This is a genomic window from Paraburkholderia sp. GAS32 (assembly GCF_050434225.1).
Taxonomy (GTDB): Bacteria; Pseudomonadota; Gammaproteobacteria; order Burkholderiales; family Burkholderiaceae; genus Paraburkholderia; species Paraburkholderia madseniana.
This window is the reverse complement of the sequence record NZ_JBNPVS010000010.1, coordinates 177,238-192,606: the sequence shown is the minus strand read 5'-3', so window position 1 is coordinate 192,606 and position 15,369 is coordinate 177,238. Positions and strand designations below refer to the sequence as shown.

The window sequence follows — 15,369 nt, the reverse complement described above, 5'->3', positions numbered from 1 at the left end:
CGGGTCAGTGCCCGAGTTCTGAGACCTTGCGGTCCTCGCGTGGTGCTGCCGACCGGTCTTCTTCCGAAAGATCGACCAGCGGATCGGAGAGAGGTTCGGCAGTAGCGATTTCAGCGATGGCAGCGCGCAATGTATCCAGCCCTTGCCCCGTGCGCGCGCTCAAAAAGACGCGCGAAATATTACCATACTCATCCCGCTCGACCGCGTCGCCACGGGCCGCCAACTCCGGCACGGCGTCGATCTTGTTGAACACCAGCACCTGGCGGATCGTGTCCGCACCAATTGCGTGCAACACCTCGTTCACCTGATCGATCTGATCGAGCCGTACGGCGCTCGACGCGTCGACCACATGCAGCAGCAGGTCGGCGTGGATGGTTTCCTCGAGCGTGGCGCGGAAAGCCGCCACCAGTTGGTGAGGCAATTCACGGATGAAACCTACCGTGTCGGATACCACCACCTGGCCGGCTTCGTCGCCGAGATAGACACGGCGGGACGTGGTATCCAGCGTGGCGAACAGCTGGTCGGCGGCGTACGCCTGAGCCTTCGTCAGCGCATTGAAGAGCGTGGATTTGCCCGCGTTCGTGTAGCCGACGAGCGACACGGACATCGTCTGATTGCGGCTGCGCGCGCGGCGCTGCGTGCCGTGCTGACGGCGCAGTTTTTCGAGGCGGGTCTTGAGCGCCTTGATGCGCTCGCCGATCAAACGGCGGTCGGTTTCGAGCTGCGTTTCGCCAGGGCCGCGCAAACCGATACCGCCCTTCTGGCGTTCAAGGTGGGTCCATGCGCGGATTAGCCGCGTCGATAGATACTGCAACTGCGCGAGCTCCACCTGCAGCTTGCCTTCATGGCTGCGGGCGCGTTGCGCAAAAATATCGAGAATGAGGCTTGTGCGATCAATCACGCGGCGGTTAAGCGCCTGCTCCAGATTGCGCTGCTGCGCAGGCGCCAGAGCGTGATTGAAAATGACGAGTTCGATGTCGTTCGCCTCACAGGCAAGACGCAATTCTTCGGCCTTGCCACTGCCGACAAACATCTTGGCATCGGGACTGGACCGGCGCCCCGTGAGGGTGACTAAGGGATTCGCGCCCGCGCTTTGCGCGAGCAGGCTGAGTTCTTCCAGACTGGCTTCGAAATCGATCTTACCGAAGTCGATGCCGACAAGCGCTGCATTGATCAAATTGGAGGGTATCAAAATAAGGCGGCCGGGAGTAATCGCCAACGGGCGACGCTACGCCGGCCGCGGACGGGGATTAGGACTGTTCGGAATCCGGGTGGAAATTCACCGGACGGGCAGGCACGACAGTAGAAATTGCGTGCTTGTAGACCATCTGGGTGACCGTATTCCGGAGCAACACGACGTACTGGTCGAACGATTCGATGTTCCCTTGAAGCTTGATGCCGTTGACCAAGTAGATCGACACCGGCACGTGCTCTTTACGCAGTGCGTTCAAAAACGGGTCTTGTAACAATTGCCCTTTGTTGCTCATAGCAAACTCCGTATTTTTTTGCAGGTTGACTGAATTGACGACGAAGAAAAAGAGATCCGCCGTCAACCGCTACACTATAGCCGATTTTCATTTTTGCGCGAGCGGGCCGGCCTCGCGGCCAAACCCAACACACACGCGGGTTTCAGCCTGGATTTAGCCTTTATCCGCGTAAGGGTTCGTCGACGATCTGAACTCTATGCGCAATGGAGTCCCAGTCAGCTTGAAAGTTTCCCTGAAGCGGTTTTCTAGGTAGCGTTTGTACGTTTCGGTGATCGCATCGAGCGCATTGCCGTGAATCACGATGATCGGCGGATTCTGTCCGCCCTGGTGCGCGTAACGCAGTTTCGGGCGCACCGGACCGCGTCGGCGCGGCTGCTGGAATTCCACTGCCTCGATCAGCGCGCGCGTCAACTTCGGCGTCGGCAGCTTGGCCATGGCGGCGGCGTAGGCGTCGTCGACCGAGCGCATCAGCGGGCCGATTCCGGTTTTTTCCGCGGCGGAAATGAAGTGGAATTTGGCGAAGTCGAGAAATTTTAGTTTGCGCTCGATGTCGGCCTTAGTGCGCTCGCGCACATGCGAATCGAGCCCGTCCCATTTGTTCACGCCCACCACCAGCGCGCGGCCCTGCTCCACCACGAAACCGGCAATGTGCGCGTCCTGTTCGGAAATATCCTGCTGTGCGTCAAGCAGCAGGATCACGACATTCGCGTCCGAAATCGATTGCAGCGTTTTCACCACCGAGAACTTCTCGATCGCTTCGAACACCTTGCCGCGGCGACGCAAACCAGCCGTGTCGATCAGCGTGTATGGCTTGCCTTGACGCTCAAAGTCGACGTAGATCGAATCGCGCGTCGTGCCCGGCATGTCGAACGCGATCACGCGCTCTTCGCCCACCAGCGCATTGATCAAGGTCGACTTGCCGACGTTCGGCCGGCCGACGATCGCGATCTTCACGCCGTGCGCCTGTTTTTCCTCGTCGCTTTCTTCCGGCTGTCCGGCGTACGCGACACCCAGCGCGTCATTGATCATTTCGGTGACACCGTCACCGTGTGCCGACGAAATCGCGCGCGGGTCGCCGAGACCGAGTTCGTAGAAGTCGGCGGCCACCGTGCTGTACTTCATCCCCTCCGCCTTGTTGACGACGAGGAAGATCGGCCGGCCGGTCTTGCGCAGGTAGTCGGCAATCGTCTTGTCCTGCGGCGCGAGACCGTTGCGGCCGTCGACGATGAACACGACAACGTCCGATTCCTCGACCGCCTGGCGGGTTTGACGCGCCATCTCGTGCAGGATGCCGTCTTTCGCGACCGGCTCGAAGCCGCCGGTATCGACGACCAGATACGGCCGGTCGCCGGCGCGCCCCTCGCCGTAATGGCGATCGCGGGTGAGACCGGGCAGGTCGGCAACCAGCGCATCACGCGTGCGCGTGAGACGGTTGAATAGCGTGGATTTCCCCACATTGGGGCGCCCAACCAGGGCAATAACGGGTTTCATCAGATGTTGTTCACGGTGAAACGCGGGATCGAAATCGACGGCCCGCGTAGCGACGCCATGCGGCCGCTACACGGCAGCCTTTGACGAAAATTATCACGAATTCGGCCAGCCCCGGATGTGCTGTCAATATGCGCACCCGGGCGGACGGGGGTTTGGCTGTATGGGGCGGCGCCAGTGGGCCGCCAGCTTCAGTCTTTCTTGCTCAACGGCTCACACGCCGGTTCGATACGATTCTCTGCGGTATCGACCAGGATGCCGTCGAAGGTGGCGCCGCAAGCAGCCACCGATGGCCACATGGGCCGTTTCTGATCCGACTTGCCGGACCAGCCAGTCCGGCGGAATATTTCTGGTTGCCCAGCTATACAACAAAAACGCGTGCGGCCGGCGAAGCCGGCCTGCACGCTTGACGACGCTGGACTGTCAATAGCCTGCGCGATCAGCGCGGGCGGTAGCCGTACAGGTCGCCGTCGTGCGTCAGCACGACCAGCGTTTCGCCGGCCAGCACCGGCGCTGCGGTAATCGGGCTGCCATCGGTTTTCACACGAGCCACGAGCGTACCGTCGTCGCGCGACAGGAAGTGCACGTAGCCCTGATAGTCGCCCAGCACGGCGGCATGACCGAGGATGAACGGGACGCCCAGCTCGCGATTCTTCAGCTTGTCGTTCTTCCACAGCGGCGCGCCGTTACTGACATCGAACGCCGACACCACTGACCAGTCGTCGGCCGCCACCACAGCGCGGTCATCCTGCGCGAGACCGCTCGTGCTCGAAAACGCCTTTTCCCACACCGCGCGACCCGAGTTCGCATCGAAGCAGCCAATCTGACCCTGGAACGTCACCGCACAGGTTTCCGAACCAAGCAGCGTGGGCGGGCCTGTCACGTCATTGATACGCTCCACTTCCGTCACGCCCTTCGGATACGACACCGGGGTCTGCCAGTAGTTGTCGCCGGTCTGCAGGTTGATCGCGGCGAACGCGCCGCCCGGGAAGCCGGCCAGCACCGCCGCGTCGCCCGCGAACGTCATGCCCGAGGAAACGCGCAGGTTGAGCGGCACCGCGCGGTTGCGATAATTCCACTTCTGCTCGCCAGTTTGCGCATTGAACGCGACGATCTGACCATCGACCGTGCGCACCACCACGAGGCCGTTGCCGACCAGCGGCGGCGAGATGATTTCGCCAGGCGCCTTGGCGGTCCACAATTGTTTGCCGTCCGCGCCGAGCACGTAGACATCGCCCTTCAGGCCGCCGACCGCCGTGAGCGTGCCGTCGCTGCCGACACCGGCCGACAGATCGTCATGCAGCTTGACGCGCCAGATGTCCTTGCCGGTTTGCGCGTCGATCTTTGCAACCGAACCGTTCGCGCCCGCCGCGTACACCGCGTTGCCGACCGCGACCGGCGAGAACAGGTAACGGCCCGCCTTGCCGACGCTCGTCTTCCACGCCTGCTGCACATCGAGCACGGGTTTGAACTCGGTGAGCGGCGTGGGCTCGCGGCGCTCGTCTTTCGTGGATGAGCAAGCCGCCATGGTGAGCACGGTCATCGCACAGGCAACGGGCACAGCGTAACGTTTCAGCAGATTCATCGGTGGACGAAGCATTCAGGAAATGAGTTAAAGGAGACCGGTTGGTCGTGTCATGCGGCGCGCTGCATGCGGCGATTAGCCGCCCAGCGCGTCCAGCTTGAACTGAATCAACTGGCGAGCCGAGCTATCGTTTTTCGACAGCGAGTCGAGGGCGAGCTTGTAGGCCGCGCGCGCATCGTCACGCTTGCCTTGAGCGGCGAGCAGATCACCACGGCCGTCCGCCACAATGCCCTTGAACGCATCGGACTGCGGTTCGGCGAGCAGCGCGAGACCCTGGTCGTAAGCCTTGTCGTCGAGCAGCAGCGAAGCCAGACGGAGCTTGGCGATCTGCTTGAACTCGTCGTCTTTTGCGTGATCGATGGTCCATTGCAACTGGGTCTTCGCGGCGGCTTCGTCACCCGCGGCGTACAGCGCCTTGGCGGCGCCCAGCGCGGTCATCTGCGCATACGCGGTGCGACTGAACTTGTCTTCCATATCGGTGGCAACGCGTGTGATCTTCGCCTTGTCGCCCGATGCCACGGCTTGCTGCACCTGGTCATACAGCACCGCGGCTTCCGCGGCCTGGCGCCGTTGCCAGAAATTCCAGCCGTTCCAGCCCGCTGCGGCAACCAACGCCACCAGCACGATCCACGTGGTTGCATTGCCCCACTGCGTCCACCATGCCTTCAGACTTTCAATCGATTCTTGTTCGTCGTGGTAACTCATCGCCCGGCGATTTCCTCTTTCTTGATACGTGTGCGTGTCGAGCCAAGGGGCTCGACGACATCGCGATCAGTCGTCGCCGTCTTCGGCGGTTGCAACCATCGCATTGATTAGAAATTCGGTCAAGTCTTCGGCGGGCACGTTATGTTGCTCGTTTTTACCGCCGTTAGAACTTGTATCACGGAGCGGTTTGACGCCGACCGTGCCGTTCGCAATCTCGTCTTCGCCGAGGACCACCGCGAATGCCGCGCCGCTCGCGTCGGCACGCTTCATTTGCGACTTGAAGCTCGCCGTCTGACCGTCCGCGCTGCAATGCAGGATCACGTCGAGACCGGTATCCCGCAAACGCTCGGCGATGATAAAGGCCTGCTCGCGCGCCGCGTCGCCCTGATGGACCACGTACACGTCGCAGCCCTCGTCTTCCGGCACGAGCTGCTCTTCTTTCAGCAACTCGAGGATACGCTCGACGCCCATGGCCCAGCCGCATGCGCCCGTCGGCTTACCGCCAAGCTGTTCGATCAGCGGATCGTAACGGCCGCCGGCCGCGACCGTGCCTTGCGCGCCAAGCTTGTCGGTCACCCACTCGAACACGGTCAGATTGTAATAATCGAGGCCGCGCACGAGACGCGGATTGATCGTGAACGGAATGTTGTTCGCCTTCAGAATGCGCTGCAGGCCTTCGAAGTGCGCGCGCGATTCTTCGCCGAGAAAATCGATCAGCTTGGGCGCGTTCTGCGCGACTTCCTGCATGGCCGGATTTTTCGTATCGAGCACGCGCAGCGGATTCGTGTACAGGCGGCGCTTCGCCTCTTCGTCGAGCACGTCCATGTGCTTTTCGAGGTAGGCGATCAACTCGACGCGATGTGCCGCGCGCTCTTCCACGAGACCCAGCGAATTGAGTTCGAGCTTGATGCCCATCAAGCCGAGGTCGTCCCACAGACGCTGGCACATCATGATGATTTCAGCGTCGGCATCCGGACCTGCAAAGCCCAGCGCTTCCACACCGACCTGATGGAACTGCCGATAACGGCCGCGCTGCGGACGCTCGTGACGGAACATCGGACCGATGTACCACAGGCGCTTCGGACCGTCGTACAGCATGTTGTGCTCGATCGTCGCGCGCACGACAGCCGCCGTGTTTTCCGGGCGCATCGTCAGATTTTCGCCGTTCAATGCGTCGGTAAAGCTGTACATCTCTTTCTCGACGATATCGGTCACCTCACCGATACCGCGCTTGAACAACTGCGTGTGCTCGATGATCGGCGTACGAATATTCTGGTATCCGTACGAGCGCAGCATCGACTTGACGGTCGCTTCAAAAAACTCCCACAGCCCGGCGTCCTGCGGAAGGATGTCATTCATGCCCTTCACACCGGACAATTTTTCGAGCTTTTTCTTCTGTTCAGTCATCTGTCTTCGATCGGCGGTATTTAGTTGAGTGCTTCGGCGCGACCATAGCGGCGCTCGACGTAGTCACTCACGATTTGCTGGAATTCTTGCGCGATGTTGTCGCCGCGCAGCGTCTTGACCTTCTCGCCGTCGATGAACACCGGCGCGGCCGGATTTTCGCCCGAACCCGGCAAGCTGATGCCGATATTCGCCTGTTTCGATTCGCCCGGACCGTTGACGATGCAGCCCATCACCGCGACGTGCATCTTCTCGACGCCAGGATATTGATCGCGCCACACCGGCATCTGCGTGCGCAGATAGGTCTGGATTTGCGACGCCAGTTCCTGGAACAGCGTGCTGGTGGTACGGCCGCAACCCGGGCACGCGATCACCATTGGCGTGAACGAACGCAGGCCCATGGTCTGCAGAATTTCCTGGCCGACGATCACTTCACCCGTGCGCGGGCCACCCGGTTCCGGTGTGAGCGAGATTCGGATCGTGTCGCCGATGCCTTGCTGCAGCAACACCGACAGCGCAGCGGTCGACGCCACAATACCCTTCGACCCCATGCCCGCTTCGGTCAGACCCAGATGCAGCGCGAAGTCGCAACGGCGCGCGAGTTCACGATACACCGCGATCAGATCCTGCACGCCACTGACTTTGCACGACAAAATGATCTTGTTGCGCGGCAGGCCGATTTCGACCGCGCGCTCCGCCGAGCCAATGGCCGACTGGATCAGCGCTTCGTACATCACGCTCTGCGCTTCCCACGGTGTGGAACGCGCGGCGTTTTCGTCCATCATCTTCGCGAGCAGGTCCTGGTCGAGGCTGCCCCAGTTGACGCCGATCCGCACCGGTTTGTCGTACTTCACCGCCGCTTCGATCATTTGCGCGAACTGCGTGTCGCGCTTCGCGCCGTGGCCGACATTGCCCGGGTTGATCCGGTACTTCGACAACGACTCCGCGCACGCGGGGTAATCGCGCAGCAGCAAATGGCCGTTGTAATGAAAATCGCCGACCAGCGGCACCGACACGCCCATGCGGTCGAGCTGCTCGCGAACCGCCGGCACGGCCGCCGCCGCTTCCGGCGTGTTGACCGTGATACGCACCAGCTCCGAGCCGGCTTGCGCCAGTTCCTTGATCTGGATCGCCGTGCCGATCGCATCCGCGGTGTCGGTGTTGGTCATCGACTGGACGCGCACGGGCGCATCGCCGCCGATAGTGACGAGTTGGCCGCCCCAACGGACATCGACCGCGTGCGACTTGCGCCGCGCAGCGTGGCCGCCGAACACCGGCTCGTTTGAAACGATCTTGCTACTGGATTGGGATTGAGCTTCGGATTGCATCGAAAAACCCATTTACGCCGCATGCGCCACACAAAAGACGTAGCGCCTGAATTGAAAAAGCGCCGCGAACCGGTTGGCCGCGACGCATACCGTATCTATCAAGGCAACGCGAAGCGCGCCACATTACCCTTGGCTGCCGAATATTTCGACGGATCGACTGGCTGACCATCGAGCGTAAGCGACTCGAGACCCGCCTTGTTGCCGACCGTGACCTTGAAAGGGGCCGCGCCCGTTACTTCTTTCGTATCGCCTGCGTGCACGAGGCCGGAGAACACTTCCTTGCCGTCCTTGCCACGCACGCTGAACCAACTGTCCTGCGTCACGCGCAACGCGATGATCGCCTCACCCGCGGCCGGCGCCGCCGTATCTGCCGTATTCGCTGCGGCCGATGCGCCTATCGCGGCGACCACTGGCGCGCTCGCGCTTTGCGCCGCCGCCTGGACCTGCGAACCGGCCTTCGGCGCGACTGCTGCCGTGACCGCCGGAGCGGAAGATGGCGCCGCACCGGTCGCCAGCGGCGCGGGCATCGGCGTAGCCGACGCTGCGTTATCCACCGCAGCCTGAGTTCCCGGGGCCGAAGCAGCGTCTTCCGCGGTTGCCTCGGAACCTGCCGGCTGACCCTGTGCCACCGCGCCCGATGCGCCGGTCGCGCCACCCGCGGTGCCGTTAGCGCTCGCCTTCAATCGTGCGAGCCACGCCGACGAATCACCGCCATTGGTATGCCACATGCCGAGCGCGATCACCGCGACGACCACCGCTGCAATGCCCCACAGCCACGAGCGGCTCTTTTGCCCACTGCCGCCGAGCGACAGCGATACGCGACCGCGCGGCAAATCCTTGCCCGACGACGCCGGCATCGACAGATCCGGCGCGGGCACACCCTTCTCGCGGCGCAAAGCCTGCGTAAACGGCGTGGGATCGGCGCCGAGCATCTTCGCGTAGCTGCGCACCACGCCGAGCGCGAAGGTCGTGTCCGGCAAATGGCTGATGTCGCCCGATTCGAGCGCACGCAGCTTGGTGACAGAGACCTTCAGGCGCGCTGACACGTCTTCGATCGTCCAGCCCTTCAATTCACGCAATTGGGTCAAGCGCGCGCCAACCGCCGCCAGGGAATCAAAACTCGCCGGGCCCGGCTGCACAACAGGCTGCACCACCGCCCGGGCGACTGGCGCCGGATGGCCTTCGTTTGTGTCTGTGTCCTGCGGTTGCGGCTGCGGGTGCTGCGGCTCACTCATCCCAAATCCTTTCGCGTCGATTCTTTTTCACTTGTGCAACCCGGACGGGCCGAAGCCTCACGCCCGAATCGCAGACCGTTTATAACAAAATGCGCGGCCTTGTGTGCCGCTTCCGATCGCTTCTGCAAACTTTCTTTTCAATCGCGGATGGCGTGGAGGGTTTCCGCGCGTCCGGATCGCTTTCCTCCGAACGCCCGCGCCCCACTATCTCGCGCGATTACACGGCGCGCACCTCGATAATCTTCGCCGCCTTCCCGGTGCGCTCAGCGAGACGCGTGCGGTCTTTCACCGCACCGGCCAACTGACCGCAGGCAGCGTCGATATCATCGCCGCGTGTCTTACGCACTGTGGTGACGACGCCCGCGTCCATCAACACTTGTGCAAACCGTTTGATCTGTTCCGGCTTCGAGCGGATGAGGCCCGATTCAGGGAACGGATTGAACGGAATCAGGTTGAACTTGCACGGTACGTCGCGTGTAACCGCCAGCAATTCGCGGGCTTGCGCTTCGCTGTCGTTCACGCCGTCGAGCATGCAATATTCGAACGTAATGAAATCGCGCGGCGCGACTTTCAGATAGCGCTGGCAAGCGGCCATCAATTCACGCAGCGGATACTTCTTGTTCAGCGGCACCAGCATGTCGCGCAGCGGGTCGCTCGGCGCATGCAGCGAGACCGCGAGCGCCACCGGCAGATCGGCGCCAAGCCGGTCCATCATGGGCACGACGCCCGAGGTGGACAGCGTGACGCGGCGGCGCGACAGGCCGTACGCGTTATCGTCCAGCATCAGGCGCATGGCGGGCACCACCGCGTCGTAATTGAGCAGCGGCTCGCCCATACCCATCATCACCACGTTCGTGACGACGCGCTCGCCTTTGCCGTCACCGCCCGTGGCGCGCCCACCGTCCGTGCCGCGCGTCGCGCGCAGCGCGAACTCGGCCATACGCAACTGGCCGATGATTTCGCCGGTGGTGAGATTGCGGGAGAAACCCTGTTTGCCGGTCGAACAGAAACGGCAGTTGACCGCACACCCGGCCTGCGACGACACGCACAGCGTGCCACGCGTTTCTTCGGGAATGTATACGGTTTCAACCGCGTTGCTGTTACCGACGTCGATCAGCCACTTGCGCGTGCCGTCGGTCGAAATATTGTCGCTGACGATGCCGGGCATCGTGATCGTTGCGCGCCCTTTGAGCTTTTCGCGCAAGGACTTCGCCAGATCGGTCATGCCGTCGAAATCGGCAGCGTTGTACTGGTGGATCCAGCGCTGCAATTGCTTGGCGCGAAACGGCTTCTCGCCCAGGCTGTCGCAGTAGGCGACAAGCCCTTGGGCGTCAAGGTCGAGAAGGTTGACGGTGGGACTGCTCGTCATATCGAATCCTGCCATTTCAGTGCGAGACTACGTTCATGCAACAAGCTGCATGAACGCAATGCCGTTCGCGCCCATTCCTGCTGCTTTACCTTACTACTTTGCCGGGCTGTTCGTGCGGATTCGTGCGACAAATCCAACGGCAGCGCACGAATCGCGCGGATCGCGCCTTACAGGTCAAGCGCGCTCAGACGCGCTCAAACCTGCCCATACCCGCTTAACGCGAGTAGACGTTCACTTGCGGGAAGAAGAACGCGATTTCAACTGCAGCCGTTTCAGCGGCGTCCGAACCATGCACCGCGTTAGCGTCGATACTGTCAGCGAAGTCAGCGCGGATCGTGCCCTTTTCTGCCTTCTTCGGGTCCGTTGCGCCCATCAGGTCGCGGTGCTTCAGGATCGCGTTTTCGCCTTCCAGCGCTTGCACGACCACCGGGCCCGAGATCATGAAATCGACCAGGTCCTTGAAGAACGGGCGTGCAGCGTGCACAGCGTAGAACTTCTCTGCGTCAGCGCGCGACAGGTGGACCATGCGCGAAGCCACGATCTTCAGGCCAGCGTTTTCGAAACGGCTGTAGATCTGACCGATCACGTTCTTGGCCACTGCGTCCGGCTTGATAATCGACAGGGTGCGTTCGATCGCCATAAAAACTCCAAAAAATTAAGAGGTTACAGATTCAAATGAATCCGCTATTGTAGCATGTTCCCGTGTATGATTGCGATTGAACCCTTACAACATTGAAAGACTCCAAGCAGGAGTTTCTGAATACTGGTAGCGTAGGTCGTGTGGACATTTTCCGGGTATTGAAACTCCCTGCCACCGCGCCAATCTTAGGGATGAACACCCTGCGACTGGCGGCAAGCATTCCGGCCGGCGCTGCACTACCTGACGCACCACCTGCTGCGCAACCCGCGGCACAACCATTACGCAACACGCTTCTGAGGTAAGGAGAGACCATGAACGATCATCCGTATAGCTTTGGCCGCAATGGCGCAGTCAGCACGGTCGAAACGCGCAACCGCGTACTACGGAACACCTACTGGCTGCTCGCGCTGTCCATGATTCCGACCGTGCTCGGCGCATGGGTGGGCGTGGCAACCGGCTTCTCGCTGTTCGCCGCCACCAGCCCCGGCATGAGCATGCTGGCGTTCTTCGCGATCGCCTTCGGCTTCATGTTCGCCATCCAGAAAACCAAAGACAGCGCCATCGGCGTGTTCGTGCTGCTCGGCTTCACGTTCTTCATGGGCCTGATGCTGTCGCGCATCCTGAGCTTCGTGCTCGGTTTTTCGAACGGCCCGTCGCTGATCATGCTCGCCTTTGGTGGCACTGGTGTGATCTTCGCCTCCATGGCAACGATCGCCACGGTCAGCAAGCGTGACTTCTCGGGTCTCGGCAAGTGGCTGTTCATGGGCGTCATCGTGCTGCTGCTGGCTTCGGTCGCCAACGTGTTCCTGCACCTGCCGGCATTGATGCTGACAGTGTCGGTGCTGGCCATCGTGATCTTCTCGGCCTACATGCTGTTCGACGTCCAGCGCGTCGTGAATGGCGGTGAAACGAACTACATCACCGCTACCCTCGCGATCTATCTGGATCTGTACAACGTGTTCGTCAACCTGCTCGCGCTGCTCGGCATCTTTGGCGGCAACCGCAACTAAGTCTGACGCAAGGCGCGGCGCCTGAAACGCCGGCCTTGAAGAAAAAGCCCATGGCGAGCGATCGTCATGGGCTTTTTTCATTGCACTGCCGGCATGTCAGCGGTGAATCGCCGGACATGGCGATGTCAGATGCCAGGCAATCAGAGACGGATCACAAGCTCAGCCAGGCGAAGCCTTCATCCTGAGAAGCGACCACCACTTCGGTCGGCGCGGCGCCCAGCACACCCGCCATGGCGGCCTGCGCCAGTTCCGGCGTGTTGTTCTGCTGGCTCAGATGCGCGGCCACCAGATGGCGCAAGCGCGAACGGTCGAGCGAGGCCAGGATTTCAGCCGCGGCTTCGTTGTTCAGATGCCCATGATTACCGCCGATACGCGCCTTCAGCGATTGGGGATACCGGCTACCCGCCAGCATTCGGACATCGTGATTGCATTCGAGCACCAGCGCGTCGCAGCCGCTCAGCACCGCGCTGATGTGCGGCGTGGAAGTGCCGACGTCCGTCAGCACGCCAAGCCGGCTCGCGCCGTTGGAGAGCACGTACTGCAGCGGCTCGCGGGCGTCGTGAGGAACGGTGTAAGGGAGGACGCTGAGGTCGCCGATCGCCACCGCTTCGTCGCCCCACAGCACCTGGAGGTCGACGTCGGCTTCGTCGGCACCCACCGCGCGGGCGGTGCCCCAGCTCATGTACAACGGAATCGACCACTTGCGCGCCAGCGTCAGCGCGCTACCAATGTGGTCGCTGTGTTCATGGGTAATCAGAATGGCGTCGAGACCCTCGACGCTCGCGCCGAGCCGCGTCAGACGTCGCTCGACTTCCTTGGCCGAAAAGCCGCAATCAAGCAGAACGCGCGTGGTGGTCGCGCCGCTTTGCGCTTCCACCAGCAAGGCATTGCCTTCACTGCCGCTGCCGAGACTGGCGAAGCGCACAGCCCGCTTAGTTCAGTTGCGCGTGCAGCAACGTCACGATGCGCTGCGCGTCGGACGAGTTATCCACCTGCCCGTTCGCGTCCAGCACCGCCACCTGCGTCACGGTGTCGCCCTTCGAGCGCACATTGACGAGGAATTCCTGACCCGGCTTCTTCGACGAATTGCCGCTGTAGAACAGCTTGCCGAAGAGCCCTTCCTTCTTCAGCTCCTGCATCGAGTCCGCGTAACGCACGTAGTAGATGCCTTTCGCGCGGTCGCGGTTGTCGACCGTGAAGTTGGTACGGTCAAGCGCGAGACCCACGCGCAGCCATGCCCGGTCGAACGATTCCTGCAGGTCGAGCGTCGATGCGCCCGCGCTCTGGTCGATCGTGGCCGGCGCGGTAGCCGAACGCGCATCGGTCAGGAGCTGCTTCGATTGTGCTTCGGTCAGGCCGAACTTCTGCATCAGCTTGGTCAGGAACAGCGCTTCCAGCGCCGGATCGCGCGGACGCTCTTCCCAGCGCGACGACGTCTTGTCCTGGCCCGTCAGCATTTCTTCCATCGCGCTATGCGTGATCGAGATGTCCGTCGTCTCAGCCGGCCCGCGCGACACGAGCGTGCGGAAGCTGTCACGAGTACCCGACGAGTAAGCGAAGTCGATCACCTTGCCGACCGTGCGACGGAACCAGTCGTCCGGGATATTGGCGCGGTTTTCAGCCCAGTCGGTGGTCATGATGCCCGTGGCCGGCGCATCGGTTTTCAGCGCGAAGCCGTTTTCCTGCCAGAACTCCTGCAACTGAGGCCACAGTTGTTCCGGCGTGCGGCCGTCGACTACCAGCCAGCGACGATCGCCGTCACGCTCGATGTGCATGCCCAGCGGGTCTTGCGCATTCGGCTGGCCTTCGGTGGAATTGCCTGCGGCGGTGACCGCGCGTTGCTGCGCGCCGCCCAGCGCCAGGTTGGCCGGCGGCGCCACGTAGCGCTGATCGGTCGGCGTGGTGCTCAGATCGCCCGGAACGGCGAGCGGCGGTGCGCTGCCCGCGCCCTTGTAGTTGACGCGGTCGGAGGCGAACCAGTCGTTCAGCGTGTCACAGCCGGCGAGCGTTACCAGGGCAAGCGCCAGCGCCGCCATGCGGGTTGCGTGGAGGGAAAGTGCGGAACGTTTCATGAGGTCCTTCGTGATGCTGGAACGCGGTGCCTGGTTCTGTGTGCCGGGAACGTGGGCTGGATCGACGTCGGTTAAGGGAATGCCGGTGGCAGGCTTTCTTGAGCGCTGGGGGTGCGGGTTTGAGCCCGTTTAGCCCAGCAGACCCGCTTCGCGCAGCGCGCCGCGCACCACTTCGTGGTATTGCGCGTCGAGCGGCGTGAGCGGCAGGCGGATTCCGCCCTGCACACGACCCAGTTGCTGCAACGCCCATTTCGCCGGAATCGGATTCGACTCGATGAACAGGTTCTTATGCAGCGACAGGAGTTTCAGATGGATCTCGCGGGCGGTCTTCGCGTCCGCGGCAAGCGCAGCTTTGCACAGATCGCTCATGGCGCGCGGCGCGACGTTCGCGGTGACCGAAATATTACCGTGGCCGCCAAGCAGCATCAGCGCGATCGCCGTCGGATCGTCACCGCTGTAGATGCCGAAATAGGCCGGCGCCGACTTGATCAGGTGCGCGGCGCGGTCGATGTTGCCGGTCGCTTCCTTCACACCGATGATGCCCGGCACCTGCGCGCAACGCAGAATCGTTTCGTTGCTCATGTCCGCGACCGTACGGCCCGGCACGTTGTACAGAATCACCGGCAGATCAACAGTTTCAGCGATCTTCGCGAAGTGGCGATAAATGCCTTCCTGGGTCGGCTTGTTGTAGTACGGCACGACCTGCAGCGTGGCGTCCGCGCCGACGTCTTTCGCCTGCTGCGTGAGCTCGATGGCTTCGGTGGTGGAATTGCCGCCCGAGCCCGCGATCACCGGAATCCGGCCCGCTGTGTGCTCGACTGCGGTTTTGACCATCAGCACGTGCTCTTCGACCGACAGCGTGGCCGACTCGCCGCTCGTGCCGACCACGACCAGTGCGTTCGTGCCCTCTGCGATATGCCAGTCGATCAGTTTGCGAAACGCCGGCAGATCGAGGCCGCCGTCTTCGAGCATCGGAGTAATGATGGCAGGGATGCTGCCGCGAATCTGAACACCGCCAGTGCTGCTTTGATTGCCGTTAGTCATGA

Annotated in this window: 14 protein-coding genes; 1 reads left to right on the top strand and 13 read right to left on the bottom strand. The window is 62.1% G+C overall.

Going from position 1 to position 15,369, the window contains the following annotated elements; all coding sequences use genetic code 11:
- Positions 1–4 precede the first annotated feature (4 nt).
- From hflX to ndk, 10 genes are all read right to left on the bottom strand, one after another.
- The gene (gene hflX / locus P3T25_RS15205; RefSeq protein WP_408194124.1) at positions 5–1,177 is read right to left on the bottom strand and encodes a GTPase HflX; all 1,173 of its coding nucleotides are present in this window, start codon (positions 1,175–1,177) and stop codon (positions 5–7) included.
- 73 nt (positions 1,178–1,250) lie between these two features.
- The gene (gene hfq / locus P3T25_RS15200) at positions 1,251–1,487 is read right to left on the bottom strand and encodes an RNA chaperone Hfq (protein ID WP_006051315.1); all 237 of its coding nucleotides are present in this window, start codon (positions 1,485–1,487) and stop codon (positions 1,251–1,253) included.
- Positions 1,488–1,640: 153 nt separating this feature from the next.
- Positions 1,641–2,978 carry a ribosome biogenesis GTPase Der gene (der, locus tag P3T25_RS15195; protein WP_093633525.1) on the bottom strand — a complete coding sequence of 446 codons (1,338 nt, stop codon included), beginning with the start codon at positions 2,976–2,978 and terminating at the stop codon, positions 1,641–1,643.
- 436 nt (positions 2,979–3,414) lie between these two features.
- Positions 3,415–4,560: an outer membrane protein assembly factor BamB gene (gene bamB, locus P3T25_RS15190; protein WP_171925484.1), complete on the bottom strand. Its 1,146-nt coding sequence runs from the start codon at positions 4,558–4,560 to the stop codon at positions 3,415–3,417.
- A gap of 75 nt (positions 4,561–4,635) precedes the next feature.
- Positions 4,636–5,265, bottom strand: a complete 630-nt coding sequence (locus P3T25_RS15185) for a YfgM family protein (RefSeq protein WP_171925483.1) — start codon at positions 5,263–5,265, stop codon at positions 4,636–4,638.
- A 66-nt stretch (positions 5,266–5,331) separates the two neighbouring features.
- Positions 5,332–6,672 (bottom strand): histidine--tRNA ligase, encoded by a 1,341-nt coding sequence (gene hisS / locus P3T25_RS15180; protein WP_171925482.1) that lies wholly within the window; start codon positions 6,670–6,672, stop codon positions 5,332–5,334.
- Positions 6,673–6,692: 20 nt separating this feature from the next.
- Complete coding sequence (gene ispG / locus P3T25_RS15175) at positions 6,693–8,009, bottom strand: flavodoxin-dependent (E)-4-hydroxy-3-methylbut-2-enyl-diphosphate synthase (RefSeq protein WP_097389675.1); 1,317 nt, start codon at positions 8,007–8,009, stop codon at positions 6,693–6,695.
- A gap of 86 nt (positions 8,010–8,095) precedes the next feature.
- Positions 8,096–9,232, bottom strand: a complete 1,137-nt coding sequence (locus P3T25_RS15170) for a helix-turn-helix domain-containing protein (RefSeq protein ID WP_171925481.1) — start codon at positions 9,230–9,232, stop codon at positions 8,096–8,098.
- 217 nt (positions 9,233–9,449) lie between these two features.
- Positions 9,450–10,601 carry a 23S rRNA (adenine(2503)-C(2))-methyltransferase RlmN gene (rlmN, locus tag P3T25_RS15165; protein ID WP_028199529.1) on the bottom strand — a complete coding sequence of 384 codons (1,152 nt, stop codon included), beginning with the start codon at positions 10,599–10,601 and terminating at the stop codon, positions 9,450–9,452.
- A gap of 214 nt (positions 10,602–10,815) precedes the next feature.
- Entirely contained in the window at positions 10,816–11,241 is a 426-nt protein-coding gene (ndk, locus tag P3T25_RS15160) for a nucleoside-diphosphate kinase (protein ID WP_012433533.1), read from the bottom strand.
- A gap of 311 nt (positions 11,242–11,552) precedes the next feature.
- Between ndk and P3T25_RS15155 the strand changes: the two genes are divergently transcribed.
- Positions 11,553–12,251, top strand: coding sequence for a Bax inhibitor-1/YccA family protein (locus P3T25_RS15155; RefSeq protein ID WP_054038214.1), 699 nt, complete (start codon positions 11,553–11,555; stop codon positions 12,249–12,251).
- A 151-nt stretch (positions 12,252–12,402) separates the two neighbouring features.
- Here P3T25_RS15155 and P3T25_RS15150 read toward each other — a convergent pair whose 3' ends face one another.
- The 3 genes from P3T25_RS15150 to dapA form a co-directional block, all read right to left on the bottom strand.
- Complete coding sequence (locus P3T25_RS15150) at positions 12,403–13,176, bottom strand: MBL fold metallo-hydrolase (RefSeq protein WP_168435913.1); 774 nt, start codon at positions 13,174–13,176, stop codon at positions 12,403–12,405.
- A 7-nt stretch (positions 13,177–13,183) separates the two neighbouring features.
- Positions 13,184–14,323 carry an outer membrane protein assembly factor BamC gene (bamC, locus tag P3T25_RS15145; protein ID WP_154565478.1) on the bottom strand — a complete coding sequence of 380 codons (1,140 nt, stop codon included), beginning with the start codon at positions 14,321–14,323 and terminating at the stop codon, positions 13,184–13,186.
- 129 nt (positions 14,324–14,452) lie between these two features.
- Positions 14,453–15,367 carry a 4-hydroxy-tetrahydrodipicolinate synthase gene (dapA, locus tag P3T25_RS15140; protein ID WP_171925479.1) on the bottom strand — a complete coding sequence of 305 codons (915 nt, stop codon included), beginning with the start codon at positions 15,365–15,367 and terminating at the stop codon, positions 14,453–14,455.
- Positions 15,368–15,369: the final 2 nt, after the last annotated feature.

Excerpts from the sequence above, each read along its gene's own strand:
- hfq (WP_006051315.1), bottom strand. The coding sequence starts at position 1,487 with ATGAGCAACAAAGGGCAATTGTTACAAGACCCGTTTTTGAACGCACTG.
- der (WP_093633525.1), bottom strand. The coding sequence starts at position 2,978 with ATGAAACCCGTTATTGCCCTGGTTGGGCGCCCCAATGTGGGGAAATCC.
- bamB (WP_171925484.1), bottom strand. The coding sequence starts at position 4,560 with ATGAATCTGCTGAAACGTTACGCTGTGCCCGTTGCCTGTGCGATGACC.
- P3T25_RS15185 (WP_171925483.1), bottom strand. The coding sequence starts at position 5,265 with ATGAGTTACCACGACGAACAAGAATCGATTGAAAGTCTGAAGGCATGG.
- hisS (WP_171925482.1), bottom strand. The coding sequence starts at position 6,672 with ATGACTGAACAGAAGAAAAAGCTCGAAAAATTGTCCGGTGTGAAGGGC.
- ispG (WP_097389675.1), bottom strand. The coding sequence starts at position 8,009 with ATGGGTTTTTCGATGCAATCCGAAGCTCAATCCCAATCCAGTAGCAAG.
- P3T25_RS15170 (WP_171925481.1), bottom strand. The coding sequence starts at position 9,232 with ATGAGTGAGCCGCAGCACCCGCAGCCGCAACCGCAGGACACAGACACA.
- rlmN (WP_028199529.1), bottom strand. The coding sequence starts at position 10,601 with ATGACGAGCAGTCCCACCGTCAACCTTCTCGACCTTGACGCCCAAGGG.
- ndk (WP_012433533.1), bottom strand. The coding sequence starts at position 11,241 with ATGGCGATCGAACGCACCCTGTCGATTATCAAGCCGGACGCAGTGGCC.
- P3T25_RS15155 (WP_054038214.1), top strand. The coding sequence starts at position 11,553 with ATGAACGATCATCCGTATAGCTTTGGCCGCAATGGCGCAGTCAGCACG.
- bamC (WP_154565478.1), bottom strand. The coding sequence starts at position 14,323 with ATGAAACGTTCCGCACTTTCCCTCCACGCAACCCGCATGGCGGCGCTG.
- dapA (WP_171925479.1), bottom strand. The coding sequence starts at position 15,367 with ATGACTAACGGCAATCAAAGCAGCACTGGCGGTGTTCAGATTCGCGGC.